The organism is Kitasatospora sp. NPDC057904 (assembly GCF_042887925.1).
GTDB lineage: Bacteria > Actinomycetota > Actinomycetes > Streptomycetales > Streptomycetaceae > Kitasatospora.
Map to the genome: position 1 here is coordinate 459,243 of NZ_JBHVOL010000003.1, position 25,069 is coordinate 484,311.

The 25,069-nt window shown below is 73.1% G+C and carries 21 protein-coding genes; 13 read left to right on the forward strand and 8 right to left on the reverse strand.

Annotation, left to right across the window (positions count from 1 at the left end; all coding sequences use genetic code 11):
- Nucleotides 1–127: 127 nt before the first annotated feature.
- From ACFVSN_RS10820 to ACFVSN_RS10835, 4 genes are all read left to right on the forward strand, one after another.
- Nucleotides 128–1,216, forward strand: coding sequence for a PDR/VanB family oxidoreductase (locus ACFVSN_RS10820; protein WP_387954568.1), 1,089 nt, complete (start codon nucleotides 128–130; stop codon nucleotides 1,214–1,216).
- Between the two features lie 60 nt (nucleotides 1,217–1,276).
- Entirely contained in the window at nucleotides 1,277–2,233 is a 957-nt protein-coding gene (locus ACFVSN_RS10825; RefSeq protein WP_387954570.1) for a M24 family metallopeptidase, read from the forward strand.
- The gene (locus ACFVSN_RS10830) at nucleotides 2,230–3,972 is read left to right on the forward strand and encodes an SDR family oxidoreductase (RefSeq protein WP_387590169.1); all 1,743 of its coding nucleotides are present in this window, start codon (nucleotides 2,230–2,232) and stop codon (nucleotides 3,970–3,972) included. The genes ACFVSN_RS10825 and ACFVSN_RS10830 overlap by 4 nt, the downstream gene beginning before the upstream one ends.
- A gap of 342 nt (nucleotides 3,973–4,314) precedes the next feature.
- On the forward strand, nucleotides 4,315–4,935 hold the full coding sequence (locus ACFVSN_RS10835) for a LysE family translocator (RefSeq protein ID WP_380437839.1): 621 nt from the start codon (nucleotides 4,315–4,317) through the stop codon (nucleotides 4,933–4,935).
- Between the two features lie 24 nt (nucleotides 4,936–4,959).
- On the opposite strand, the gene ACFVSN_RS10840 is transcribed toward ACFVSN_RS10835, so the two are convergent.
- A complete protein-coding gene (locus ACFVSN_RS10840) occupies nucleotides 4,960–5,253 on the reverse strand; it encodes a hypothetical protein (protein WP_380437841.1) in 294 nt (97 codons plus the stop codon).
- Nucleotides 5,254–5,414: 161 nt separating this feature from the next.
- Here ACFVSN_RS10840 and ACFVSN_RS10845 point away from each other — a divergent pair, with 161 nt between their 5' ends.
- Nucleotides 5,415–5,708, forward strand: a complete 294-nt coding sequence (locus ACFVSN_RS10845; protein WP_380437843.1) for a hypothetical protein — start codon at nucleotides 5,415–5,417, stop codon at nucleotides 5,706–5,708.
- 54 nt (nucleotides 5,709–5,762) lie between these two features.
- Here the strand turns inward: ACFVSN_RS10845 and ACFVSN_RS10850 are convergent, their stop codons facing one another.
- The 5 genes from ACFVSN_RS10850 to ACFVSN_RS10870 form a co-directional block, all read right to left on the reverse strand.
- Nucleotides 5,763–6,947: an XdhC family protein gene (locus tag ACFVSN_RS10850; RefSeq protein ID WP_380489449.1), complete on the reverse strand. Its 1,185-nt coding sequence runs from the start codon at nucleotides 6,945–6,947 to the stop codon at nucleotides 5,763–5,765.
- A gap of 123 nt (nucleotides 6,948–7,070) precedes the next feature.
- Nucleotides 7,071–8,552 carry an NCS2 family permease gene (locus ACFVSN_RS10855; protein WP_380437847.1) on the reverse strand — a complete coding sequence of 494 codons (1,482 nt, stop codon included), beginning with the start codon at nucleotides 8,550–8,552 and terminating at the stop codon, nucleotides 7,071–7,073.
- A 317-nt stretch (nucleotides 8,553–8,869) separates the two neighbouring features.
- Nucleotides 8,870–11,236, reverse strand: coding sequence for a xanthine dehydrogenase subunit D (gene pucD, locus ACFVSN_RS10860; RefSeq protein WP_380437849.1), 2,367 nt, complete (start codon nucleotides 11,234–11,236; stop codon nucleotides 8,870–8,872).
- Complete coding sequence (locus tag ACFVSN_RS10865; RefSeq protein WP_380437851.1) at nucleotides 11,233–11,721, reverse strand: (2Fe-2S)-binding protein; 489 nt, start codon at nucleotides 11,719–11,721, stop codon at nucleotides 11,233–11,235. The genes pucD and ACFVSN_RS10865 overlap by 4 nt, the downstream gene beginning before the upstream one ends.
- Nucleotides 11,718–12,605, reverse strand: a complete 888-nt coding sequence (locus ACFVSN_RS10870) for an FAD binding domain-containing protein (RefSeq protein WP_387954572.1) — start codon at nucleotides 12,603–12,605, stop codon at nucleotides 11,718–11,720. The genes ACFVSN_RS10865 and ACFVSN_RS10870 overlap by 4 nt, the downstream gene beginning before the upstream one ends.
- Before the next feature lie 425 nt (nucleotides 12,606–13,030).
- Between ACFVSN_RS10870 and ACFVSN_RS10875 the strand changes: the two genes are divergently transcribed.
- Nucleotides 13,031–14,629, forward strand: a complete 1,599-nt coding sequence (locus tag ACFVSN_RS10875; RefSeq protein WP_380437855.1) for a PucR family transcriptional regulator — start codon at nucleotides 13,031–13,033, stop codon at nucleotides 14,627–14,629.
- Nucleotides 14,630–14,700: 71 nt separating this feature from the next.
- Here ACFVSN_RS10875 and ACFVSN_RS10880 read toward each other — a convergent pair whose 3' ends face one another.
- Nucleotides 14,701–15,828, reverse strand: a complete 1,128-nt coding sequence (locus ACFVSN_RS10880; RefSeq protein ID WP_380437857.1) for an alpha/beta hydrolase — start codon at nucleotides 15,826–15,828, stop codon at nucleotides 14,701–14,703.
- 310 nt (nucleotides 15,829–16,138) lie between these two features.
- Between ACFVSN_RS10880 and ACFVSN_RS10885 the strand changes: the two genes are divergently transcribed.
- The 7 genes from ACFVSN_RS10885 to ACFVSN_RS10915 all read left to right on the forward strand — a co-directional run bounded on the left by ACFVSN_RS10885 (nucleotide 16,139) and on the right by ACFVSN_RS10915 (nucleotide 24,068).
- The gene (locus tag ACFVSN_RS10885) at nucleotides 16,139–17,167 is read left to right on the forward strand and encodes a substrate-binding domain-containing protein (RefSeq protein WP_387954573.1); all 1,029 of its coding nucleotides are present in this window, start codon (nucleotides 16,139–16,141) and stop codon (nucleotides 17,165–17,167) included.
- Nucleotides 17,164–18,267: an ABC transporter permease gene (locus ACFVSN_RS10890; protein WP_387590186.1), complete on the forward strand. Its 1,104-nt coding sequence runs from the start codon at nucleotides 17,164–17,166 to the stop codon at nucleotides 18,265–18,267. The genes ACFVSN_RS10885 and ACFVSN_RS10890 overlap by 4 nt, the downstream gene beginning before the upstream one ends.
- A complete protein-coding gene (locus ACFVSN_RS10895) occupies nucleotides 18,264–19,208 on the forward strand; it encodes an ATP-binding cassette domain-containing protein (RefSeq protein WP_387590189.1) in 945 nt (314 codons plus the stop codon). Before ACFVSN_RS10890 ends, ACFVSN_RS10895 begins: the two co-directional genes overlap by 4 nt.
- The gene (locus ACFVSN_RS10900) at nucleotides 19,205–20,311 is read left to right on the forward strand and encodes an ROK family glucokinase (protein WP_380437863.1); all 1,107 of its coding nucleotides are present in this window, start codon (nucleotides 19,205–19,207) and stop codon (nucleotides 20,309–20,311) included. The genes ACFVSN_RS10895 and ACFVSN_RS10900 overlap by 4 nt, the downstream gene beginning before the upstream one ends.
- A gap of 255 nt (nucleotides 20,312–20,566) precedes the next feature.
- On the forward strand, nucleotides 20,567–22,354 hold the full coding sequence (ggt, locus tag ACFVSN_RS10905) for a gamma-glutamyltransferase (RefSeq protein ID WP_380489435.1): 1,788 nt from the start codon (nucleotides 20,567–20,569) through the stop codon (nucleotides 22,352–22,354).
- A 115-nt stretch (nucleotides 22,355–22,469) separates the two neighbouring features.
- Nucleotides 22,470–23,273 (forward strand): exodeoxyribonuclease III, encoded by an 804-nt coding sequence (locus ACFVSN_RS10910; protein WP_380437869.1) that lies wholly within the window; start codon nucleotides 22,470–22,472, stop codon nucleotides 23,271–23,273.
- Between the two features lie 189 nt (nucleotides 23,274–23,462).
- Nucleotides 23,463–24,068, forward strand: coding sequence for a hypothetical protein (locus ACFVSN_RS10915; protein ID WP_380437871.1), 606 nt, complete (start codon nucleotides 23,463–23,465; stop codon nucleotides 24,066–24,068).
- A gap of 126 nt (nucleotides 24,069–24,194) precedes the next feature.
- On the opposite strand, the gene ACFVSN_RS10920 is transcribed toward ACFVSN_RS10915, so the two are convergent.
- Complete coding sequence (locus tag ACFVSN_RS10920) at nucleotides 24,195–24,887, reverse strand: lysoplasmalogenase (RefSeq protein ID WP_380499826.1); 693 nt, start codon at nucleotides 24,885–24,887, stop codon at nucleotides 24,195–24,197.
- Between the last annotated feature and the right edge of the window lie 182 nt (nucleotides 24,888–25,069).

A 25,069-nucleotide genomic window follows, 5' to 3' on the forward strand; every position in this document is an offset into this window, starting at 1 on the left:
TATCTGTTATCTGAAATCTGAAAGTTGTCAGCCGTCAGCCGTCGGCGGTTGCCCGCCACGAGCCACCAGCCGCCCCCCGCGCGCCCCCGCCCGCCCCCGCCCGCACCGACGCCAAGGAGCCCGCCGGATGGACCTGCTCAACCCGCCCCCCGACCTCTACGGCCGCCCCGGCGCCGACGGCTTCATGCGGCGGCTGACCGCCTTCGGCGACCGCTACTCCCCGGCCCTCGGCGGCCCGCTGCTGCGCCGCAACCCCCGCCGCCCGCTCAGCCGGCCCACCCCGCTGCTGCAACTGGTCGTCGCCGCCCGCCGCGAACTCGCCACCGACGTCGTCGAGTTGACGCTGGCCGACCCCTCCGGCGGCCCGCTGCCCGGCTGGCAGCCCGGCGCCCACCTGCGGCTCGCCCTGCCCTCCGGCCGCGAGCGCCACTACTCCCTCAGCGGCGACCCCGCCGACCCCGCCACCTACCGGATCGCCGTCCGCCGGCTCCCCGGAGGCGGCGGAGGGTCCGTCGAGATCCACGACACCCTCCACCGCGGCACCCGCCTCACCGCCCGCCGCCCCCGCAACGGCTTCGCGTTCTGCGCCGAGCCCACCGTCCTCCTCCTCGCCGGCGGCATCGGCATCACCCCCCTCCTCCCCATGGCCCGCGAAGCGCAGCGCCACGGCCTCGACTGGCGGCTCGTCCACGTCGGCCGCAGTGCCGACACCCTCCCGTACGCGGACGAGCTGCGCGCCCTCGACCCGCGCCGGGTCGTGCTGCGCACCGACGACGAGCACGGCGGCGTCCCGACGGGCGACGAGCTGCTCGCGCACGCCCCGCGCGGCGCGGCCGTCTACTGCTGCGGGCCGGCCCCGATGCTGGCCTCCGTCCAGCGGGCGCTGGACTCCTCCCCGGCCGGGGCCCTGCACTTCGAGCGCTTCGGGGCCGCCCCGATCACCGGCGGCAAGCCCTTCACGGTGCGGCTCGGCGCGGACGGTCCGGCGCTCGACGTGCCGGCCGACCGGTCCGCCCTGGACGTGCTGCGCGAGGCCCGGCCGGACCTCCCGTACTCGTGCCACCAGGGTTTCTGCGGCACCTGCGAGGTCCGCGTGCTGGCCGGCGGCCCCGAGCACCGGGACCGCCGCCTCACCCCCGAGCAGCGGGCCGCCGGCGCCCTGCTGCCCTGCGTCTCCCGGGCCGCCGAGGGCGAGACCCTCGTCCTGGACCTCTAGCCGGACCCCTGACCCCCAGGCGCCCCCCACGAGCGTGCTCGACCTGCAGAAGGAGCCCCGATGCCCCCGACGGCGAAGCTGCCCCCGACGGCGAAGCTGCCCCCGACGGCGAAACCGACCCCGTCCTTCCCGTACGACGAGCGCGACCTCGCCCGGTTCCGCGAGACGCAGCAGCTCGCCTACGACTGCGCCGAGGAGGTCGCCGCCTGGATCGAGCCGGGCGTCACCGAGCGGCAGGCCACCGCCGAGCTGCGCCGGCGCCTGGTGGCGGCCGGGGTCCAGGATTTCTTCCACGTCCCGTTCGCGTGGTTCGGCGACCGGACGGCGTTCCGGCACTTCCGCACCCCGCTGCAGTTCTTCGCGGGCAACCGCCGCCTGGAGGAGGGCATGCCGTACGTCCTCGACTGCGCGCCGATCGTCGACGGCTACACGGCGGACATCGGCTATGGCGGCAAGGTCGGGGAGAACCCGGTCTGGGACCGCCTCGCGGCCGACCTGCGGGTCTACCGGGAGCTGATCCTGGCCGAGGTGCGGGCCCGCCGCCCGCTGGCCGAGGTGTACGCGGCCGTGGACGCGCAGCTCGCCGAGCACGGCTACGACAACCGCCACCGGGTCTACCCTGGCCGGGTGATCGGCCACCAGGTGACGAGGACGACCGCGCGCGGCCCGGCCGGGGTCACCGTCTTCGGCTTCGGCGTGCGCACCCTGCAGACCCTCGGCCGCGAGCTGGTCTCCGAGCGCCTGCACGGCCGTTCGCCGCTGTGGGCGGACGGCCGCTCGTCGCGGCACATGCCTACCCCGGGGCTGTGGGCGGTGGAGCCGCACATCGCCTTCCGGGGCGTGGGCATCAAGTTCGAGGAGCTGCTGGTCGTCACCGAGGACGACGCCTACTGGCTCGACGACGACCTGCCGCACGTCCGCCGCTGGACGTCCGGGCCCACGTTCCAGTCCGCGCCCACGTCCGACCCCACCTCCGAGCCCACGCCCGAGCCCACCGCCCTGGAGACCGCCCGATGAGCGAGAGCCCGATGAGCGAGAGCCCGAAGACCCGCCGGACCGTCCGCTCCGGCGGCCTGCCGCTCGCCGTCTACGAGCAGGGCGACCCGGACGCCCCCACCGTCCTCCTCGTGCACGGCTACCCCGACACCCACGCCGTCTGGGACGACGTCGCCGACGACCTCGCCCGCGACCACCACGTGGTGCGCTACGACGTCCGCGGCGCCGGCGCTTCCGGCGCCCCCGCGACCCGCGACGGCTACCGCCTGGAGCAGCTCGCCGACGACCTGTTCGCGGTCGCCGACGCGGTCAGCCCCGGGCGCCCGGTGCACGTCGTCGCCCACGACTGGGGCTCGGTCCAGTCCTGGGAGGCCGTCACCTCGCCCGGCGCGGAGGCCCGGATCGCGTCCTACACGACGATGTCCGGGCCCTGCCTCGACCACATGGGGTACTGGCTGCGCCACCGGCTGCGCCGCCCCACCCCGCGCCACCTCGGGCAGCTGCTCCACCAGGGCCTGCACTCCTGGTACATCACCGCGTTCCACCTGCCGTTCCTCGGCCCGGGCGTGTGGCGCCTCGGCCTCGCCCGCGCGTGGCCGCGGGTGCTGCGCGACCTGGAGCACGTCACCCCCCGCCCGGGCCACCCGCAGCCGGGCCTGCGCCGGGACGCGGTGCGCGGCATCGAGCTGTACCGGGCCAACTTCCGCTCCGCGCTGGGCAGTCCGCGCGAGCGGCCGACCGAGGTGCCGGTCCAGCTGGTGACCCTCACCCGGGACCGCTACGTCGGCACCTACCTCTCCGAGGGCCTGGAGCGCTGGGCCCCGAACCTCACCCGACGGACGCTGCGGGCCGGCCACTGGTCGGCGCTGCTGGAGAAGGGAGCGCACGTGGCCGGTATGGTCCGCGAGTTCACGGCGAAGGCGGAGGCGGGCGACGGGCGTCCGGCGAAGGGCGACGGCCCGCTGGTCGTCGTCACCGGCGGCGGCAGCGGCATCGGCCGGGCCACCGCGCTCGCCTTCGCCGAGGACGGCGCCCGGGTGGTGGTGTGCGACCTCGACCTCGCCGCGGCCGAGCGCACCGCCGAACTGGCCTCCCTCATCGGCCCGCAGGCCCACGCCTACCGGGTGGACGTCGCCGACGGCGCCGCGGTGGACGCCTTCGCGAAGGCCGTGGCCGCCGAGCACGGCGTGCCCGACGTCGTGGTCAACAACGCGGGCATCGGCCACTCCGGGACGTTCCTGCAGACCACCGAGCAGGAGTGGCGGCGCGTGCTGGACGTCAACCTGTGGGGTGTCATCCACGGCTGCCGCGCCTTCGCGGCCCTGATGGCCGAGCGCGGCGAGGGCGGCCACATCGTCAACGTCTCCTCGGCCGCCGCCTACCTGCCGTCCAAGGCGCTCACCGCGTACGCGACCAGCAAGGCCGCGGTGTTCATGCTCTCCGACTGCCTGCGCGCCGACCTCGCGTCCCACGACATCGGGGTCTCCACGATCTGCCCCGGCATCGTGAACACCAACATCACCCGCACCTCGACCTTCTCCGCCACCACCGCCGACGAGCAGGCCGCCAAGCAGGCCCGCGCCGCCCGGCTCTACGCCCGCCGCGGCTTCCCGCCGGAGAAGGTGGCCGCCGCGATCCTCCAGGCCGTCCGCACGAAGAAGCCCGTCGTCCCCGTCACCCCCGAGGCCAAGGCCGCCCGCCTCCTCAGCCGCCTCAGCCCCGCCCTCCTGCGCCTGGCCGCCCGCCTGAACGTGACCTGAGGCCGGTACGGGTCTGCGACAGCGGGTGCGCACCGCACATCGCGGCCTGGTCCTGCCAGTACGGCGGAGGATCGCGGGTGACGGACGGTTTACGTCCTGCTCGATTCCCGTGTCCGTTCGCGCTCTTTCCTGGCGCGCGCATACGCCACGGCTTTGTCGGCCCAGACGTCGTCTGTAGTCGCAGTCCCGACCGGGCGATGGACGGCAGTGAAGAAGGGTTCGTCCCAGGTGCGCTGCGATCGGGCGGCGAGGTCGGCGGTGCCGGCGGCGGTGTGCTGGTCTGCCATGTGTGCAGGGGGTACCCGCGCAAGCCGTCGTGGTTCGTCCGTACCATGGCGGCCCATGGAGATGACGACTGCCCTGTGGTCCTTCGCCCTCGTCGTGGGGTTGTTGACGCTCACGCCCGGACTGGACACCGCGCTCGTGCTGCGGACGTCCGCGCTGGCGGGGCGGCGGCAGGCGTGGGGGGTCGTGCTCGGCATCCAGACGGGGACGCTGGTCTGGGGGACGCTCACGTCGGCCGGGGTCACGGCGCTGCTGACCGCCTCGCAGGTGGCGTACGAGGTGCTGCGCTGGGGCGGGGCCGCGTACCTGGTGTGGATGGGCGTCGGGATGCTGCGCAGCCGCGGCGTGCAGGCCGCGGAGGAGGAGGCGCCGGCGCGGGGCGGGTTCCGGTACGGGTGGCGGCGGGGTGCGCTGACCAACCTGCTGAACCCGAAGGTCGGGGTCTTCTACGTCGCCGTGCTGCCGCAGTTCATCCCGTCGGGGGCGCCGCACTTCGCCGCCGGGGTGGCTCTGACCTGCGTCCACGTCGTGGAGGGCGGGCTGTGGTCGGCGGTCCTGGTGGGCTTCGCGCAGGTGGTGCGCGGCTGGCTGCGCCGTCCGTCGGCGCGCCGGCTGATGGACCGGGTGACGGGCACGGTGGTGGTGGGGTTCGGGCTGAAGCTCGCGCTGTCCGACTGAGCGGACCGGGCCGGCCGCCGGCCGCTAGCGCCCCAGCCGCGACAGCCCCTCGCGCAGGTCGTCGGGGTTCATGCAGATGTGGGTCTGCACGGTCGCGTTGAACTCCAGCCAGAACGGTTCGCAGATGGACGGCAGGGCGGCCTCGTCCGGGACGTCGACCACGATGATCTGGGCGCGGTGGCCGTTGCGGTTGAAGAAGTAGGCCGCTTCGGGTTTGAGGGCGGCCATGATCCGTTCGAACCTCTCGCCGACCGTGCCGTCGGCGATCAGCTTGTTCGTGGTCGCGGTGTCGATTTCGATGTCCAGCAGGACGCGCATGGCAGGTGCTCCTTGCCCGGGCTCGGGGTGAGTCCGCAACTCCAGCCTCGCGCCGGCCACCAGGGGCCGCAACGTCACCCGCGTGGCGGCCGGTGGGTGGCCGCGGCGGGCGTGGCGGGCTGCACTGGTTGGGCCACTGCCCAGCCGAGAAGGAGCCCGCTATGGCGATCGTTGTGACCTTCGACATCCCCGGTGTGACCCAGGCCCAGTACGACGGGGTGATCAAGGCCCTGACCGGCAGCACCACCGGCTTCAACCTGCCGTCCGACCTGCCCGTCGCGGGCATCGTGTCGCACGTGGCCGGTCCGACGGCGACCGGCTGGCACGTCACCGACGTGTGGGAGAGCCGCGAGGCGTTCGACCGCTTCGCCGAGGTGCTGCGGCCGATCCTCCAGGACGTCGGCATCCCGGCCGACCCGCCGCAGGTCTTCGAGGCCTACCGCGTCGTGCGCTGAGCCGGTCCGTCAGCCGGCGCCCGTCGGCGTCGGCCGGCGAGCCGCCCCCGCCCGTCAGGCGGCGTGCGTGCGCGGTGCCTGGCTGTCCGCGGGCTCCGCCGCCGCCACGTCGTGGTGGATCGGCCCGCTGCCGGCGCTGAGCGGGAGGCAGCTGCCGCCGCGCCGGTGGGCGATGATCTCGGCGGCGACCGAGACGGCGGTCTCCTCGGGGGTGCGGGCGCCGAGGTCGAGGCCGATGGGGGAGCGCAGCCGGGCGATCTCGGCGTCGGTGAGGCCGACCTCGCGCAGCCGGGCGTTGCGGTCGCGGTGGGTGCGGCGGGAGCCCATCGCGCCGACGTAGCCGACGGGCAGCCGCAGGGCGCGCTCCAGCAGGGGGATGTCGAACTTGGCGTCGTGGGTGAGGACGCAGAGCACGGTGCGCCCGTCGATCCGGTCGAGCTGGGAGTCGAGGTAGCGGTGGGGCCAGTCGACGACGACCTCGTCGGCGTCGGGGAAGCGCCGGGCGGTGGCGAAGACGGGCCGGGCGTCGCAGACGGTGACGTGGTAGCCGAGGAAGCGGCCGATCCGCACGACGGCGGCGGCGAAGTCGATGGCGCCGAAGACGATCATCCGCGGCGCGGGCACGTAGGACTCGACGAAGCAGGTCACGGTGCCCTGGTCGTGCTCGTCGCAGGGGCGGCCGTCGAGGCCGAGGACGATCCGGCCGGTGCGTCCGGCGTCGAGCATGGCGCGGGCCTCGGCGACGATGGCCCGCTGGAGCCCGCCGACCGTCGAGGGGGCCGGGGACAGCGCCCCGGTCGCGCCGTCGGCGGTGACGGCGAGCGTCGCGCCGACGAGTCCGCCGGGCCCGGCGATGATCCGGGCGAGCGCGACGGGCGTGCCGGCGGCGATGTGGGCGATGCCGGCGTCGAGGCCGGGGTCGGCCCCGGGCACGACCGGCTGGACGAACACGTCGAGGATCCCGCCGCAGGTCAGGCCGACGGCGAAGGCGTCCTCGTCGCTGTAGCCGAAGCGTTCGAGGACGGGTTCGCCGCTCGCGATGGCGCTCTGGCACAGCTCGTACACGGCGCCCTCGACGCAGCCGCCGGAGACGCTGCCGATCGCCTCGCCGTCCGCGTCGACGGCGAGGGCGGCGCCGGGGTCGCGGGGCGCGCTGCCGGAGACGCCGACGACGGTGGCCACGGCGAAGGAGCGCCCGGACGCGTGCCAGGCCTGCAGCTGGTCGGCGATGTCCTGCATGTCGGGAGGCTCCTTACACGTTTCGACAGTAGCGGGGGCGCCGCCGTACGGGAAACGATCCCGTACGGCGGCGTTGGTGTGCGAGCGGTCACCGTGCCGCAGTTGGCCGCCCGCGCGCCGCGGCTAGTGCACGCCCAGCCAGGACTTGATCGGCGAGAGCGCGAAGTACACGACGAACACGCCGGTGAGGATCCACATCAGGACGCCGGGCTCGCGCCACTTGCCCTGGCCGGCCTTGATGACCGTGTACGAGATGACACCGGCGGCCACGCCCGCGGTGATGCTGTAGGTGAACGGCATCAGGACGCAGGTGAGGAAGGCCGGGATGGCGACCTCGCGGTCGGACCAGTCGATGTGCCGGGCCTGGCTGAGCATCATCGAGCCGATGACGACGAGCGCGGCGGAGGCGACCTCGACCGGGACGATGCCGGCCAGCGGGGAGAAGAACAGCATCAGGGCGAACAGGCCGCCGGTGACGGTGGAGGCGAGTCCGGTGCGGGCGCCGTCGCCGACGCCGGTGGCGGACTCGACGAAGACCGTCTGGCCGGAGGCGCCGGCCAGGCCGCCGACCGCGCCGCCGGCGCCGTCGATGAACAGGGCCTTGGACAGGCCCGGCATGCGGCCCTGCTTGTCGGCCAGGCCCGCTTCGGTGCCGACGCCGATGATGGTGGCCATCGCGTCGAAGAAGCCGGCGAGCACGAGGGTGAAGACCGCGACGGAGGCGCTGATCGCCCCCATGCCCTTGCCGCCGAAGGCGCCGAAGAGGTCGACGTGGCCGAAGAGGCTGAAGTCGGGTGCGGCGACCGGGCTGCCGGGCCACACCGGGACGGAGTTCGCCCAGGCCTTGGCCGGCACGTGGGCCAGCTTGTTGACGACGATGGCGACCACGGTGCCGCCGGCGATGCCGATCAGGATCGCGCCGCGCACGTTGCGCGCCATCAGCACGAAGATCGTCAGCAGGGTGAGGCAGAAGATCAGGACGGGCCAGCCGGAGAGCTCGCCGAAGGGGCCCAGCGACAGCGGGGTGGGGCCGCCGGTGTGCACGAAGCCGGCCTTGTAGAGGCCGATGATGGTGACGAACAGGCCGATGCCGATGGTGATCGCGTGCTTGAGCGGCAGGGGTATGCCGTTCATGATCTTCTCGCGCAGGCCGGAGACGACCAGCAGGACGATCAGCAGGCCGTAGATCACGCACAGGCCCATGGCCTGCGGCCACGTGGTGTGCGGGACGACCAGGGCGGAGACCGCGCCGGAGACGGAGAGGCCGGCGGCGAGGGCCAGCGGCACGTTGCCGACCACGCCCATGAGGATCGTGGTGACGGCGGCCGCGAGGGCCGTCGCGGTGGTCAGCGCCGCGTGGTCGAGCTTCACGCCGGTGACGTCCGCGCCGCTCAGGATGAGCGGGTTGAGCAGGATGATGTACGCCATCGCCATGAAGGTGGTGAGACCACCGCGTAGTTCGTTGGCGAGCGTCGATCCCCGGGCCGAGATCTTGAAGTACGCGTCGAGCGCGCTGTTCGGCCGTGCTGCCGGGACCGACGTGGGGGTGTCGTCCTCGGCGGGTCTGTCTTCGGTGGTGCCGGGTTCCGTGGGGATCCGGGTCATGTCCACTCCCAAGGTTCAAAGGGGGTTGGGGTGGGCGAGCCGACCTGACTGCCAGGCAACGAATCCGGCGCAGGGGGACTAATCGACTCACTGGGCGCACTCTGTGGCTGTGCCGGCGGTGCGTAGGTGGTGCGCACCGCTGCAGAACCCCGGCGTGGGAGAGGCAGCGGGACAGTGCGTTCGCGTATCGGCTTGTGGTGCATGGGAGTCGCCTCAACTGCGAGGTGGGGGTTGGTGCTGGTGGTGCCGGGTGGTGCTGCCCCGGGGCGGCGGGGAAGACGGTCGCCGCCCCGGGGACGTCCGGTGAACGGCCGGGGTCAGCCGGGCTGTTCGGTGGTCAGGTGCTCGGGGCGGACCGGGATCCGCTTGAGCGCGAGGCCGGTGGCGTTGCGGATGGCCGCCACGATCGACGGGGTGGCCGAGACGGTCGGGGCCTCGCCGACGCCGCGCAGCCCGTAGGGGGCGTTGGGGTCGGGCAGTTCGAGGATCTCGACCGGGATCGGCGGGGTGTCGAGGATGGTGGGGATCAGGTAGTCCGTGAAGGAGGCGTTGCGCACCTTCCCGTCCCGGACGATGATCTCCTCCATGACGGCGAGGCCGAGCGCCTGGGTGCAGCCGCCCTGGATCTGGCCGACCACGGAGAGCGGGTTGAGCGCCTTGCCGACGTCCTGGACGGCGGTCAGCTCGACCACCTTGACCAGGCCGAGCTCGACGTCGACGTCGACGACCGCGCGGTTGGCGCAGAAGGTGTACTGGACGTGGCCGAAGCCCTGTCCGGTCTCCTTGTCGAACGCCTGGGTCGGGCGGTGGTGGTGCTCGCGGGTGAGGTCGATGGCCTCGTCGCCGAGCAGGTCGACCATGGAGACCAGCGGGCCCGCGCCCTCGGAGACGACCTTGCCGCCGACGAGGGTGATGTCGTCGTGCAGCCAGCCGTAGCGGCGGCGGCCCTTGTCGATCAGCGCGCGCTTGACCGCCTCGGCGGCGAGCTTGACGGCGCCGCCGGTCATGTAGGTCTGGCGCGACGCGGAGGTCGAACCGGCCGACCCCACCTCGGTGTTGGCCGGGTGGATGGTGACGAGCTCGACGCCGAGCTCGGTGCGGGCGATCTGGGCGTGCACGGTGACGCCGCCCTGGCCGACCTCCGCCATCGCGGTGTGCACCATGGCGACCGGCTCGCCGCCGATCACCTCCAGGCGCACCCGGGCGGTGGAGTAGTCGTCGAAGCCCTCGGAGAAGCCGACGTTCTTGATGCCGACGGAGTAGCCGACGCCGCGCACGATGCCCTCGCCGTGCGAGGTGTTGGACAGCGCGCCGGGCAGCTGGCGCACGTCCAGGTGGGCGGTGTCCAGCGGCGGGGGCAGCGGCATGTCCTTGACCCGCTGGAGCAGGTCGGCCACCGGGGCCGGCGAGTCGATCTGCTGGCCGGTGGGCATGAAGTCGCCCTCGGCCATGGCGTTGAGCTGGCGGAACTCGACCGGGTCCATGCCCAGTTCGGCGGCGATCCGGTCCATCTGCGTCTCGTAGCCGAACGCGGCCTGCACCGCGCCGAAGCCGCGCATCGCCCCGCAGGACGGGTTGTTGCTGTAGAGCGCGATGGCGTGCATCTTGACGTTCGGGATCACGTACGGGCCGTGGCCGAGCGAGGCCGCGTTGCCGACGACGGCGGGGGAGGCGGAGGCGTAGGCACCGCCGTCCAGCACGATCCGGCAGTCGGCGAAGACGAGCTTGCCGTCGCGGGTGACACCGTGCTCGTAGTGCATCTTCGCCGGGTGGCGGTGCACGTGGCCGTAGAAGGACTCGTCGCGAGCGTAGACGATCTTGACGGGCTTGCCGGTGTGCTGCGCCAGCAGGCACGCGTGGATCTGCATCGAGATGTCCTCGCGGCCGCCGAAGGCGCCGCCGACACCGGCGAGGGTGAGCCGGACCTTCTCCTCGGGCAGGTCCAGCACCGGGGCCATCTGCTCGCGGTCGACGTGCAGCCACTGGGTGGCGATGTACAGGTCGATGCCGCCGTCCTCGGCGGGCACGGCGAGGCCGGACTCCGGGCCGAGGAAGGCCTGGTCCTGCATGCCGACCTCGTAGTCGCCGCTGACGATGACGTCCGCGAGCGCGCGGACCTCGTCGGTGACGCCGAGGCCGGAGACCAGCTTCTGCTCGTGGCAGATGTTGCCGTAGCCGTGCGACTTGAACTCGTGCGGCTCGTGCACGTAGCCGTGGGTCTCCGGGTCCAGGCACTGCTCCTCGGTGACGATCGGGGTGAGCACCTCGTACTCGACCTTGATCTTCTTCACCGCGCGGCGGGCCGTCTCCGGGTGGTCGGCCGCGACCAGCGCGATCGCCTCGCCGTGGTAGCGGACCTTGTCGATCGCGAGGGCTGGCTGGTCCTGGATCTCCAGGCCGTAGAACTTCGAGCCCGGGATGTCCTGGTGGGTGAGGACGGCGTACACGCCGGGCACCTTGAGCGCCTCGGAGATGTCGACGCCGAGGATGTTGGCCCGGGGGTGCGGCGAGCGCAGCGCCATACCCCACAGCATGTCCTCGTGCCACATGTCGGACGAGTAGGCGAACTCGCCCTTGACCTTCAGGTTGCCGTCCGGGCGCAGCGGCGAGCCGCCGATGCCGTCCTTGGACGCCTGGTCGATGTTCTGGAGGTTCTTCTGCCCCTGGATCGTGCGCGTGCTCATTCCGCAGTCCCCTTACCGGCGCACTTGCGGGCGGAGGCGAGCCGCACCGCGTCCATGATCTTCTCGTAGCCGGTGCAACGGCACAGGTTGCCCGACAGCGCCTCGCGGATGTCGTTGTCGCTGGGCTGCTCGTCGCGCTCCAACAGGGCGTCGGTCTGCACCAGCAGGCCGGGGGTGCAGAAGCCGCACTGGACGGCGCCGGCGTCGATGAACGCCTGCTGGACGAGGCCGAGCTCGCCGTTCTCGTCGGCCAGGCCCTCGACCGTGCGGACCTCGCGGTCCTGCACCTGGCCGGCCGCGACCAGGCAGGAGCAGACCGGCACGCCGTCGAGGTAGACGGTGCAGGAGCCGCACTCGCCCTGCTCGCAGGCGTTCTTGGAGCCGGGCAGGCCGACCCGCTCGCGCAGCACGTACAGGAGGCTCTCGCCCTCCCACACGTCGTCGGCCTCGACCGGCTTGCCGTTGGCGGTGAAAGTGACCCTCATGCCGCGCTCCTGATCTGCTTGCTGTAGTCGTTCCAACACCAGGTGAGGGTGCGGCGGGCCATCACGGCCAGGGAGTGGCGCCGGTACTCGGCGGTGCCCCGGACGTCGTCGATGGGGGAGGCCGCGGCCTTCACCAGCTCGCCGAAGCGCTGGATCACCTCGGTGCCCAGCAGCCCGCCGGACTCCCAGAGGCCGCGCTCGGCGAGGACGCCCTGGAGGTACTCCTCGGCCTCGACGGCGCGGCGCGGAGTGGGGGCGGCCGAGCCGATGCCGGTGCCGACGGTGCCGTTCCTGGGGTGCAGGGCGAAGCCGAAGGCGCACACCGCGATGACCATCGCGTTGCGGGTGCCGATCTTCGAGAACTGCTGGGGGCCGTCGGCGACCGGGATGTGCACGGCCCGGATCAGCTCGTCGGCCGCCAGGCTGTTGCGCTTCACGCCGACGTAGAACTCGTCGATCGGGATCATCCGGGTGCCGCGCACGGAGGCCGCTTCGACGAACACGTCCCGCCCGGCCGCCAGCAGCGCGGGGTGCGCGTCACCGGCCGGGGAGGCGCCGCCGAGGTTGCCCCCGACACCGCCCCGGTTGCGGATCTGCGGCGAGCCGACGGTGTGGGCCGCCAGCGCGAGGCCGGGCAGCGGACCGGACAGCTCGTCGATGATCCGGGCGTAGGGGACCGAGGCGCCGAGCTGCACGACGTTGCCGTCGTTGGACCATTCGGTGAGCTCGGTGATGCGGTTCAGGTCGAGAATCGCGGATGGCCGGTGCACGTCGAAGTTCATCTCGACCATGACGTCCGTACCGCCCGAGATGGGCAGCGCGGTCGGGTACTCAGCCTTCGCCGCGAGTGCCTCGTCCCAGGTAGCGGGCCGAAGGAACTCCATGCGGGTGTCTCCTCAAGTCGTCGCCGGCCGGACGGGTGGGCTGGGTGCCCGGAACCCGGTGTTCGGGACCTGCCCACCGTGTCGTCGCCTCGGCGTCGGATCCCGGTCACCGGGCTGTGTCCGGCGGCGTGTGGCCAGTGAACCGCTGTGACGGGGCCCACTGGCAGTCACCGATGGCATGAAGCCCCGGCTGTGGTCCCGCCCGGCATCCTGTACGTTCCTCTAAGGAGGACAACGTCGCAGTCCAGCTAATCACCAGGCGCTACCTACGACCGTAATCCGGCCGTGATTCGGGAGCTACGGGCCCGTGACCCGCCGTCCCGGACGGACGTAACGCCAAGCACGGATGTTCGGGCACACTGTCACCCCCGGCAGCGCGTTCGGGCCCCTCACCCCCACCGATCCAGCCCGTTAGGAGTCTGCGGATGCGTGTCCGTGACCTGCTCGCCCCCGGCGCCCCGCGACTGCGCCTGCTCGCGGCCGAGGACGAGCTGGACCGGCAGGTCAGCGGTGTCATGACCACGGACCTGCACGACCCCGGGCGCTACCTGCACGGCGGCGAGCTGGTGCTCACCGGCATGCTCTGGCGCACCGGCCCGGCCGACTCGGAGCGCTTCGTGCGCACCATCGCGGCCGGCGGCGCCGTCGCCCTCGCGGCCGGCGAGGCCGAGGTCGGCCCGGTGCCCGAGGACCTCGTCGACGCCTGTCGCCGGCACCGGATGCCCCTGCTCGCCGTCCCCGACGACATCGCCTTCGGAACGGTCACCGAGTTCGTCGGCCGGCAGGTCTCCGCCGACCGCGCCGCCGACCTCGCCGCCCTCGTCGACCGCCACCGGCTGCTCGTCTCGGCGGCCGGCGGCGGCGGCCTGGACGCCGTCCTGGACCTGCTCGGCGGCGACCTCGACCTCGACTGCTGGGTGCTCACCCCGACCGGCGCCGTGATCGCCGGGCCCGCCGACCGCCTGTCCGCCGAGGACCGCGACCAGCTGGTGCGCGCCCACCTCGCCGCCCAGCGCCAGCGCCGCCGCCCCCCGCACCGGGCCCGCCTCGCCACCGGCGCGTACTCGCTGCTGCCCGCCCCGGCCACCGCCGACGCCGAGCACGAGGCGCCGCTCGCCGACTGGGTGCTCGCCGTGGCCGGCGACGTCACCGAATGGACCACCAAGCGCCAGCAGCTCGCCGAGAACCTCGCCCGCCTCGTCGCCGCCGAGCGCCAGCGCCGCGACGAGGGCCGCCGGCTGCGCCGCCGCCTGGCCGACGAACTGCTCGACCGGCTGCGCCGCGACGCCGACCCGGCCGAGATCAGCCGCACCCTGTACGCCTCCTCGGCGATGGCCGCCCGGTACGAGAACGCCGAGCCCAAGCCGCAGGCCCCGGAGGGCTCCTGGCTGGTGCTCAGCGCCGACGGCACCGGCCTGCCCGAGGGCATGGTGCGGGCCGTCCTGGAGGAGGCGCTCGGCGGCACCACCGACCGCGCGCTGGTCGCCGGGGCCGGCACCGGCGCGGTCGTCGTGATGCCCGTGCTGGAGGCCGCCGTGCCCGCCGACACGCTGCGCGAACTGCTCGCCCCGCTGGAGGCCGGCCTCGGCTCCGAGGGCCGCATCACCCTCGGCGTCTCCGCCCCCGCCTCCGAGGCCGGCGGCCTGCGCGGCGCCCTGGAGGAGGCCCGGCACGCCCGCCGGATCGCCGCCGCCCGGGTCGGCCGGGTGTGCGTGGCCGGCCCCGAGGAGCTCGCCTCGCACGTGCTCCTGCTGGCCGCCGTCCCCGACGAGGTGCGCCGCGCGTTCCGCAGCCGCCTGCTGGACAAGGTGATCGGCTACGACATCGAGCACCAGGCGGACCTCGTGCGCACCCTGGAGGCGTTCCTGCGCTCGGACGGCTCCTGGACGCGCTGCGCCGGGCAGCTGCACGTCCACGTCAACACGCTGCGCTACCGGATCGGCCGCATCGAGGAGCTGACGGGCCGGGACCTCTCGCGCCTGGAGGACCGGGTGGACTTCTACCTGGCCCTCGAACTGGCCTGACGCCGGGACGACATGACGAAGGGGCCCGCCGCGTACGTTCGCGGCGGGCCCCTTCGTCGTTCGGGTGATCGTTACTGCGCGGGGATGATCCCGGTCAGCCACTCGAAGACATTCGGCACCATGCGCTTCCACAGGTCGGTGGTGTGCGGGCCGGTGGTCTCCTGCACCTGGATGGTGGTGGGGGCCTTGGCCGCGGCGGCCAGTGCCTGGGCGTCCTCGAAGCCGTCGCCCTTGGCGCCGCTGATGAAGAGCGAGACCTTCGGCGGGGTCTGGGCGGTCTTCAGGATGTTGACCGGGTTGTTGGCCTCGCGCAGCTGCGGGTTCTTGCCGACCAGCGAGTCCGACTCCTGGGCCGGGTCGTTGTAGCCGGAGAGGCTGATGCCGGCCCGGTAGCGGTTCGGGTGCGCGAGCGAGAGCTTGGCGGCGCAGTGCGCGCCGGCCGAGTAGCCGGCGATCGCCCAGCGATCGGGGGAGGGGTCGGCCCGGAAGTTGTCCATGATCATCTGCGGCACGTCCCGGGTGACCCACGCGTCGGCGTTGACCTTGCCGGGGATGTCGGTGCAGCCGGCGTCCTGGTGGTTGCCGAGGAGCAGGGTGCGCGGCGAGACCAGGATGAACGGGGCGACCTTGCCCTGCTGCATGAGCGGCTTGAGCTGCTCGGACACCTTGAGGGTGCCGTACCAGGTGGAGGACGAGCCCGGGTAGCCCGGGATCAGCTCGACGACCGGGAACTTCTTGTCCTTGTACGCCGGGTCGTCGTACTGCGGCGGCGTCCAGACCAGCACCTCGCCGTCGACGCCGGACACCTGGCCCTTGAGCTCGGTCTTCTTGACGTCGCCGGGCACCGCCGGGTCGTTCACGCCGCCGAACTGCTGGAGCACCTTCGCCGGGGGCTTGGCGTCCCCGCCCGACTTGGCCGCGCCGGCCGCGTCGTCCTTCGGTACGGCGGGCACCGCGCGGACGTGGTCGCCGGTGCCGAGCAGGTCGTCCCAGCTGCCGTAGATCAGGTTCGCGTTGTTCACCATCACGAAGACCGTCAGCACGGCCGTGATCTGGCAGAACACGATCATGACCAGCCGCGAGAGCACCTTGACCGGTTCGGGTCCGCGCACCTTGCCCCAGAAGAACAGCGCGACCGCGATCGACACCGGCACGAGGACGACCGTGAGGATGAAGAAGGGCGTACCTGTCAGTTGCATCAGTTCTCGTTATCCGGATCGCAAGCCGCTCGGGCCCCACTCGCCCGCGCGCACTCCAATGGCAAGGGACGGCGTTGAACCCGGGATCGGTTGCCGTCCGAATCTGTGCGGAACCTGAGAGGAACATCACGTTTCTGTGATGTTCCGCTTTCGGATCGGCGTCTAGTCTGCCACCCGGACGGCCGTCCGCCGGACGAGGTGTCCAGCCGACGCTCAGGAAGGTGCCCCGAGGCACCTTACCGTCCGCCCCGCCCCGGCCGCCGGGCGAGGCGGTGCGAGCCCGTACCGCGGTTACGGAGAGAATCGTGGGATGAGCACAACCCGCTTTCGCCCGTCCCGCCGGTTCCGGCCCGTCCTCGCCGTCCTCGCGGTCGCGGTCGCCGTGGCCGGCTGCAGCAGTACCGGAGGCAGACGCGCCGAGGAGGCCCGCGCCAAGGCCGCGGCCGCCGGCGGCAGCGCCGTCACCACCCCGCGGTGGAAGGTCGCCATGGTGACCCACGCCGGGCCCGGCGACGCCTTCTGGGACAGCGTGCGCAAGGGCGCCGAGCAGGCCGCCGCCAAGGACAACATCACCTTCCTGTACTCCAACGACGCGCAGACCCAGAACCAGGTCCAGCTCGTCCAGGCCGCCATCGACCAGAAGGTCGACGGCCTGCTCGTCACCCTCGCCAAGGGCGACGCCATGGCCGCCGTCCTCGCCAAGGCCAAGGCCGCCGGCATCCCCGTGATCACGATCAACTCCGGCCAGGAGTACTCCGCGAAGTTCGGCGCGCTCACCCACATCGGCCAGGCCGAGACGACGGCCGGCCAGGCCGCCGGCGCCGAGCTCGCCTCCCGCGGCCGCAAGTCCGTCCTGTGCGTCATCCACGAGCAGGGCAACGTCGGCCAGGAGCAGCGCTGCTCCGGCGCCCAGTCCGGCTCCGCCCTGCCCGGCGCCTCCTTCCAGGTGCTCTACGTCGACGGCGTCAACATGCCCGACGCCCGGGCCGCGATCTCCGCCAAGCTCCAGGCCGACCCGGCCATCGACACCGTGCTCACCCTCTCCGGTCCGATGGCCGCCACCGGCCTCCAGGCCGTCCAGGACGCCCGCCGCCAGGTCGAGCTCGACACCTTCGACCTCGGCACCCAGGTCGTCGCCGGGCTGAAGTCCGGCAGCGTCGGCTTCGCCGTCGACCAGCAGCCCTACCTCCAGGGCTACGAGGGCGTCGACCTGCTGTGGCTGTACAAGTCCAACCTGGACATGCTCGGCGGCGGCAAGCCGGTCGCGACCGGCCCGCAGATCCTCACGAAGAACGACGCGGACGCGCTCGCCGAGTACGTCGCGAGGGGGACCCGTTGAGCAGCCCGTCCGGCCCTCCGTCCGGCCCTACGCCCGGCGCTCCGTCCGGCTCTCCGTCGAGCTTCCCGCCGAGTGCGGCGGACTTCCTCGTCCAGGACCGTCCGGCGGCCCTGCGGCGCCTCCTGGCGCGCCCCGAGCTCGGGGCGCTGATCGCCGCCGGCGCCGTCTTCCTGGTCTTCGCGGCCGCCGCCGAACCCTTTCTGCGGGTCGCCTCGCTGGGCACCGTGCTCTACGCCGCGTCCACCATCGGGATCATGGCGGTGCCGGTCTCCCTGCTGATGATCGGCGGCGAGTTCGACCTGTCGGCCGGCGTGCTGGTCACCACCGCCGCGCTGACCTCGTCGATGATCTCCTACCAGTTCACCGCCGTCACCTGGGTCGGCGTCGTCGCCTCGCTCGCCGCCGCGCTCGCGGTCGGCTGGTTCAACGGCTGGATGCTCGGGCGCACCAGGCTGCCCAGCTTCATCGTCACGCTCGGCACCTTCCTGATGCTGACCGGCGCCAACCTCGGCGTCACCAAGCTCGTCTCCGGCACCGTGTCGACCAAGCCGATCTCCGACATGCAGGGCTTCGCCTCCTGCCGCTGGCTGTTCGCCTCCGAGGTCACCGTCGGCGGGCTGACGGTCAAGGCCACCGTGTGGTGGTGGCTCGGCATGCTCGCCGTCGGCAGCTGGGTGCTGCTGCGCACCCGCTTCGGCAACTGGATCTTCGCCGTCGGCGGCGACGCGGCCGCGGCCCGCGCGGTCGGCGTGCCCGTCGCCCGGACGAAGACCGTGCTCTACCTCGGCGTCGGCTTCGGCGCCTGGGTGCTCGGCCAGCACCTGCTGTTCTCCTTCGACACCGTCCAGTCCGGCGAGGGCGTCGGCAACGAGCTGATCTACATCGTCGCGGCCGTCATCGGCGGCTGTCTGATCACCGGCGGCTACGGCTCGGTGGCCGGCTCCGCGCTCGGCGCGCTGATCTTCGGCATGGCCAGCAAGGGGATCGTGTACGCGCAGTGGAACCCGGACTGGTTCAAGTTCTTCCTGGGCGCGATGCTGTTGCTCGCCGCCCTGCTGAACGCGTTCGTCAAGCGCCGGGCCGAGCGGGGGCCGCGATGACTGCCGGGATTCCTTCCGAGGGCGAACTGCTCGCGCTCGACGGCGTGGGAAAGAGCTACGGCACCGTCCGGGCGCTGCAGGACGTCTCGCTGACCCTGCGGGCCGGCGAGATCAGCTGCGTGCTCGGCGACAACGGCGCGGGCAAGTCCACCCTGATCAAGATCATCGCGGGGCTGCACCGGCACGACGAGGGCGTCTACACCGTCGGCGGCGAGGAGGTCCGGTTCGACTCCCCGCGCCAGGCCCTCGACCGCGGCATCGCCACCGTCTACCAGGACCTGGCCGTCGTCCCCCTGATGCCCGTGTGGCGCAACTTCTTCCTCGGCTCCGAGCGCAGCCTGCGCCGCTGGGGCGGCCTGCGCCTCGACGCCGACGGCATGCGCGCCACCACCCGCGAGGCGCTCGCCCGGATGGGCATCGACCTGCACGACGTCGACCGGCCGATCGGCACCCTGTCCGGCGGCCAGCGCCAGTGCGTGGCCATCGCCCGCGCCGTCCACTTCGGCGCCAAGGTGCTCGTCCTGGACGAGCCCACCGCCGCCCTGGGCGTCAAGCAGTCGGGCGTCGTGCTCAAGTACGTCACCGCGGCGCGCGACGCCGGGCTCGGGGTCGTCCTGATCACGCACAACCCGCACCACGCGTACCTGGTCGGCGACCACTTCACCCTGCTCAAGCGAGGCCGGATGGCCGGCAGCCACCCGCGCGACGCGATCGGGCTCGAACAGCTCACCACCGAGATGGCCGGGGGCTCCGACCTCGCCGAGCTCTCCCACGAGCTGGCGCGGCCGAACGCGGGCGGCGGCCCGCGCGGCGCGTCCGGCCCTGACGACACCCGTACCGACATCACCGGTTCCGACACCACCGGTTCCGACGCCCCCCGTTCCGAGACCACCCGTTCCGACACCCGTTCCGACACCCGTGAGGAGCGTCCGAAGCCGTGAACAGCCCCCAAGGCAGCACCCGGCCGGCCGTCCTGCCCACCCTGCTCGGCCTCGGCCCGCGCGCCGAACGCCGCCGCCGCGCCCTGCCCGCCGGGATACTGCGGCTGCCCACCATCGGCATCGACATCGGCGGCACCAAGGTCGTCGCGGGCGTCGTGGACGGCGAGGGCAAGGTGCTGGAGAAGCTGCGCACCGACACCCCGCACAAGAGCAAGAGCCCCAAGGTCGTCGAGGACGTGATCGTCGAACTGGTGCTGGAGCTCGCCGACCGGCACGACGTCCACGCCGTCGGCATCGGCGCGGCCGGCTGGGTGGACGCCGACCGCTCCAAGGTGCTCTTCGCCCCCCACCTCAACTGGCGCAACGAGCCGCTCCAGCAGGCGCTCAGCGAGCGGCTGCGGTTCCCGGTGATCGTCGAGAACGATGCCAACGCGGCGGCCTGGGCCGAGTGGCGCTTCGGTGCCGGGCGCGGCGAGGACCACATGGTGATGCTCACGCTGGGCACCGGCATCGGCGGGGCCGTCGTGCGCGACGGCTACGTCGACCGCGGCAAGTACGGGCTCGCGGGCGAGTTCGGGCACATGCAGGTGGTGCCCGGCGGCCACCGCTGCCCGTGCGGCAACCGGGGCTGCTGGGAGCAGTACTCCTCCGGCAACGCGCTGGTGCGCGACGCGCGCGAGCTGATCGCCGAGGAGTCGCCGGTGGTGCAGCCGCTGCTGGCCCTCGCGGGCGGGACCGTCGAGGGCATCACCGGCCCGCTGGTCACCGAGGCCGCGCAGGCCGGCGACCCGACGGCGACCGAGTTGCTCTACGAGGTCGGCACCTGGCTGGGCGTCGGCATCGCCAACCTGGCCGCGGCCCTCGACCCGGGCCGGTTCGTCATCGGCGGCGGCGTCTCCGAGGCGGGCGACCTCCTGCTCGGCCCCGCCCGGGACACCTTCCGGCGCACCCTCACCGGCCGGGGCTTCCGCCCGGAGGCCGTCATCGTCCACGCGGCCCTCGGCAACGAGGCGGGCCTGGTCGGCGCCGCCGACCTCGCCCGCCAGGTCGCCCGCCGCTTCCGCACGATCAAGCGCCGCCGGGTCGAGCGCAGCGCGCTGTAGGGCGGGGGGCGGCGAACAACTTTCAGCGAACAGATAACAGATGACAGATTTCGTTTTCTGTCATCTGTTATCTGTTGATCGTCGGCCGTCCCTCCGCCCGCAAACTCCCGAAGGGTCAGCCCTCGGCCTTCCAGTGGTCCCGGCCGTCAGAGGCCGGGGTCGGGGCCGGTCGCCGCACTTCGCCGCCGCCGTGTGGTTGTCGGGATCACACCTCCTGTGAAACAACGGAGTTGACGCCGACTCAGGAGGAATGGGATGAGGGCTCTGACCCGCCTCGCGCCACCGTTGTTGCTCGCGAGTGCTCTGGTGTGGTCCGCCGCCGGGCCGGCCGGGGCGGTGGCGCCGCCGGCCCACGTGCCGGAGGCGGTCGGGTGGGGCGGGGCCGTGTCCACGGTGTCCGCGGAGGCCACCGCCGCCGGGATCGAGGTGCTGCGCAAGGGCGGGAACGCGGTGGACGCGGCCGTCGCCGCCGCCGCGGCCCTCGGCGTCACCGAGCCGTACTCGTCGGGGATCGGCGGCGGCGGGTACTTCGTCTACTACGACCACGCCACCGGCCGCGTGCACACCATCGACGGCCGCGAGACCGCCGGCCGCACCGCCGACACCGGGCTCTTCCTGGAGGGCGGAAAGCCGCTCGCCTTCCCCGACGCCGTCACCAGCGGCCTGTCGGTCGGCGTCCCCGGCACCGCGGCCACCTGGGACGACGCGCTACGGCAGTGGGGCTCGCGCTCGCTCGCCGAGAACCTGCGGCCCGCCGAGCGGATCGCCGACGACGGCTTCGTCGTCAACGCCACCTTCCGCGGCATGACCGAGGACAACTACAGCCGCTTCAAGGACTTCCCGGCGACGGCCGGGCTGTTCCTGCCCGGCGGCAAGCTCCCCGAGGTCGGCTCCGTCCTGCGCAACCCCGATCTCGCCGCCACCTACCGGCAGTTGGGCAAGGACGGCACCAAGGCGTTCTACCAGGGCGACATCGGCCGGGACGTCGTCAACACCCTCCAGCACCCGCCGGTCGACCCCGCCTCCGGGCGCAACGCCCGACCCGGCAAGGTCGACGCCGCCGACCTCGCCTCCTACGCGGTCCGCCGCCAGGCCCCGACACACGTCGCCTACCGGGACTACGACGTCTACTCGATCGCACCGTCCAGCTCCGGCGGCACCACCGTCGGCGAGGCCCTCGGCATCCTGGAGAACGGCGACGTCTCCGGCTACAGCGGCACGCAGTACTACCACCACTTCCTGGAGGCCTCCCGGATCGCCTTCGCCGACCGCAACCGCTGGCTCGGCGACCCGCGCTTCTCGGACGTGCCGACGAAGGAACTGCTCTCGCCCGACTACGCCGCCTCCCGGGCCTGCCTGATCAGCCCGGACAAGGCCCTGACCAGCCCGCTCGCCCCCGGTGACCCGTACGACCCGGCCGAGTGCGCGGACGGCGGCCAGGCCGCCCCCGAGCCGTACGAGGGCCAGAACACCACGCACCTCACCGTGGCCGACCGCTGGGGCAACGTCGTCGCGTACACCCTGTCCATCGAGCAGACCGGCGGCAGCGGCATCACCGTCCCCGGCCGCGGCTTCCTGCTCAACAACGAGCTGACCGACTTCGACTTCGCCCCGCTCGCGGCCGGCGTGCCCGACCCCAACCTGCCCGGGCCCGGCAAGCGGCCGCGCTCGTCGATGTCGCCGACCGTCGTGCTGCGCGACGGCGAGCCGCTGCTCGCCACCGGCAGCCCCGGCGGCGCGACCATCATCACCACCACCCTCCAGGTGCTCCTCGGCCGCCTCGACCGCGGCCTGAGCCTGGAGCAGGCCATCGCCGCGCCGCGCGCCAGCCAGCGCAACACCGCCACCACCCAGGCCGAGCCGGGCTTCCTCGCGCTGCCCGAGCGGTCCGGGCTGGAGGCGCTCGGGCAGCGCTTCAGCCCGGTGGACGAGATCGGGGCCGCGACCGGCGTCGAGCGGCTGCCGGACGGCCGCTGGGTGGCCGCGGCCGAACCCGTGCGGCGCGGCGGCGGCGCGGCCGCCGTGGTCCGGCCCGCGGGCTGAGATGCGGACCGGAGCCTGCCGGGATTGTCGGTAGCGGGCGGTATGTTCGGGGTGGGCGCTCCCAGCGGGCGCCCGCCCCGTCCGCCGTCCGTACGACCCGGGAAGGCCGCCCGCCGTGACCGTCCGCATCGCCACCTGGAACATCAACTCCGTCACCGCGCGGCTGCCCAAGCTCCTGGAGTGGCTGGAGAGCGCCAAGCCCGACGTGCTCTGCCTCCAGGAGCTCAAGTGCGCGGCCGACGCCTTCCCCTACGAGGACGTCCGCGCGCTCGGCTACGAGACGGCCGCCCACGGCAACGGCCGGTGGAACGGCGTCGCGATCGTCTCCCGGCTCGGCCTCGACGACGTCGTGCGCGACCTGCCCGGCCAGCCCGGCTACCTCGCCGACGACGCCCTGCTGCCCGACGTCGAGCCCCGCGCCATCGCCGCCACCTGCGGCCCCGTCCGGGTCTGGTCCGTCTACGTGCCCAACGGCCGCGAGGTCGACCACGCCCACTACCGCTACAAGCTGGAGTGGCTGGAGGCCCTGCGCAAGGCCTCCGCCGACGACGCGGCCGGGCCGCGCCCCTTCGCCGTCCTCGGGGACTTCAACATCGCCCCCACCGACGACGACGTCTTCGACGTCGCCGCCTTCGAGGGCCTCACGCACGTCACCCCGGCCGAGCGGGCCGCGCTGGAGGCCCTCGGCGAGGTCGGCCTGCACGACGTCGTGCCCCGCCCGCTCAAGTACGACCACCCCTACACCTACTGGGACTACCGCCAGCTGGCGTTCCCGAAGAACCGGGGCATGCGCATCGACCTCACCTACGCCAACGAGCCCTTCGCCGACGCCGTCACCGACAGTTACGTCGACCGCGAGGCGCGCAAGGGCAAGGGCACCTCGGACCACGCCCCGGTGGTCGTCGACCTGGATCTCTGAGTCACGCACAGCTACCGCGTCACGCACAGCTTCCGTGTCACGCACAGCTACCGCCCGTAACCCGAACGGTCCTGCGCGGTGGCCGGGCGCCGAAGGGGTGCCTACCGTCGGTGAGTGACTGGGTGCGGTTGTTCGACCACGTGGACATGGGAGTCCCCGGCCGCGCCCGAGAATCCCGGAGGTTCCGGCATGCGCCCCACGCGTACGGCCGCCGCCGCCCTGATCGGCGCGACGGTACTGACCGGTCTGACGGCCCCCCTCGCGATCGCCAGGGACGGTGCGGCCTCGGTCAGCCCGTCCCAGGCCGCACCGGGCCAGACCGTGACGGTCACGGTCTCTTGCGAGAAGTCGGACAAACCCGACGCGAAGACCATCACCGCCCACTCGGCGGCCTTCGAGGGCGGCCCGGCCACCCTCACCCTGGGCCCGGACGGCAAGCACAGCGGCTCCGCGCGCCTGGCCGGCCAGCACGGCGGGGACAGCAAGGTCGACGGCACCTGCCCCGACGGCGGTGCCTTCTCCACGTCCGTCACGGTCACCACCGTCACGGGCCCGGACCAGGGCACCGACAAAGGCCCCGACAAAGGCCTGGGCGACTGGGGCAAGGCGGCCGGGGAGTGGGCCGGTTCGCTCGGTCAGTCCGGTGCCGGGAGCCAGCAGGTCGCCCCGCACGGCTCCGTCCACACCGGCCTCGGCGGCTCGGTCGCGGGCGACCCGGCCGAGCTGGCGGGCGGCCTGGTGCTCGTCGCCGGCGGGGTCGGCGGCTTCTGGCTGCTGCGGAGGCGCGGTGCCTGATGGCCCTTCCGCGTGCCTCCCGCTCGCATCCGCCGCGCCGCCGGACCGTTCTCGGACCGGCGGCGCGGTGGTGTCCCGATGGTGTTGCCGCGGTGCCCCGGGACGCCAGGGCGCCTCGGGGCGGGCTCAGGCCTGCCGCTGCTCGGCCTTCAGGGCGCCGTCGGCCAGCAGGTACTGGGCGAGGATGTACGTCGCCATGATCCAGAACTGATGCCCCGGCAGCTCGCGCCACTTCGCCAGCTGGGTGGCGATCAGGGTGTCGGAGAGCAGGAACAGTGCCCCGCCCAGGCCGGTGCGCCAGCCCAGCCCCGCCGAGGTCACGGCGGTCGAGGCGAGCAGCAGGCTGTAGCCCGCCACCGGCACCCGGAGGTCCCCGAGGTCCGGCCAGAGCTGCCCGATCATGCCGGCCCACGCCCCCGCGTACGCGGCCGCCACCAGGAGGGCGCGCTTGCGGTCGGTGAGCGCCCCCTGGCGCACGAACATCGTCACGTAGCAGACGTGCGCCGCCGCGAAGGAGCCCATTCCGGCCAGGAACGCGGTGTCGTCCTTGAGCTGGAGCAGTACGTCCCCGCCCGCGCTCAGCAGCAGCGCCGGTGCCAGCAGCTTCGGCGCCTCCCGCTCCGCCGCCGTCGCCGCCGAGACGCTGTGCGCGGCCAGCAGGGGCATCAGGGCGGGCTTGGTGGCGTTGCGGAGCACGGAGGTGCCGGAGAGGATCGCGCCCAGGTGTGCCGCCGAGGTGGCCGCGAAGCCGCCCAGCAGGCCGGTGGTCGAGCGCAGGCGCCCGCCGAGGACGGCTCGGGTGGTCGTACTGATGCTCATGCGGCTGCTGACCTCCGGGAATGAGGGTGGGGGGGAACGGGCCTCGCGCTCGAACCCTAGGCGACCGTCCGGCGCGGCGGTAGACCGGGTTACCGGTGCGTAACCCCATTCGGGGGCGGGGGATGACACCTCGGCGAGCGGTACTCGGGGAGCGCGATGGGGCTGTGGCGGGGGCGCGACGG

Bases quoted from the DNA above. Each gene is read 5' to 3' on its own strand.
- ACFVSN_RS10835 (WP_380437839.1), top strand. From the start codon at position 4,315: ATGGAGATGACGACTGCCCTGTGGTCCTTCGCCCTCGTCGTGGGGTTG.
- ACFVSN_RS10870 (WP_387954572.1), bottom strand. From the start codon at position 12,605: ATGGAGTTCCTTCGGCCCGCTACCTGGGACGAGGCACTCGCGGCGAAG.
- ACFVSN_RS10885 (WP_387954573.1), top strand. From the start codon at position 16,139: ATGAGCACAACCCGCTTTCGCCCGTCCCGCCGGTTCCGGCCCGTCCTC.
- ACFVSN_RS10840 (WP_380437841.1), bottom strand. From the start codon at position 5,253: ATGCGCGTCCTGCTGGACATCGAAATCGACACCGCGACCACGAACAAG.
- ACFVSN_RS10865 (WP_380437851.1), bottom strand. From the start codon at position 11,721: ATGAGGGTCACTTTCACCGCCAACGGCAAGCCGGTCGAGGCCGACGAC.
- ACFVSN_RS10920 (WP_380499826.1), bottom strand. From the start codon at position 24,887: ATGAGCATCAGTACGACCACCCGAGCCGTCCTCGGCGGGCGCCTGCGC.
- ACFVSN_RS10855 (WP_380437847.1), bottom strand. From the start codon at position 8,552: ATGACCCGGATCCCCACGGAACCCGGCACCACCGAAGACAGACCCGCC.
- ACFVSN_RS10895 (WP_387590189.1), top strand. From the start codon at position 18,264: ATGACTGCCGGGATTCCTTCCGAGGGCGAACTGCTCGCGCTCGACGGC.
- ACFVSN_RS10850 (WP_380489449.1), bottom strand. From the start codon at position 6,947: ATGCAGGACATCGCCGACCAGCTGCAGGCCTGGCACGCGTCCGGGCGC.
- ggt (WP_380489435.1), top strand. From the start codon at position 20,567: ATGAGGGCTCTGACCCGCCTCGCGCCACCGTTGTTGCTCGCGAGTGCT.
- ACFVSN_RS10915 (WP_380437871.1), top strand. From the start codon at position 23,463: ATGCGCCCCACGCGTACGGCCGCCGCCGCCCTGATCGGCGCGACGGTA.
- ACFVSN_RS10830 (WP_387590169.1), top strand. From the start codon at position 2,230: ATGAGCGAGAGCCCGATGAGCGAGAGCCCGAAGACCCGCCGGACCGTC.
- ACFVSN_RS10825 (WP_387954570.1), top strand. From the start codon at position 1,277: ATGCCCCCGACGGCGAAGCTGCCCCCGACGGCGAAGCTGCCCCCGACG.
- pucD (WP_380437849.1), bottom strand. From the start codon at position 11,236: ATGAGCACGCGCACGATCCAGGGGCAGAAGAACCTCCAGAACATCGAC.
- ACFVSN_RS10820 (WP_387954568.1), top strand. From the start codon at position 128: ATGGACCTGCTCAACCCGCCCCCCGACCTCTACGGCCGCCCCGGCGCC.
- ACFVSN_RS10880 (WP_380437857.1), bottom strand. From the start codon at position 15,828: ATGCAACTGACAGGTACGCCCTTCTTCATCCTCACGGTCGTCCTCGTG.
- ACFVSN_RS10875 (WP_380437855.1), top strand. From the start codon at position 13,031: ATGCGTGTCCGTGACCTGCTCGCCCCCGGCGCCCCGCGACTGCGCCTG.
- ACFVSN_RS10845 (WP_380437843.1), top strand. From the start codon at position 5,415: ATGGCGATCGTTGTGACCTTCGACATCCCCGGTGTGACCCAGGCCCAG.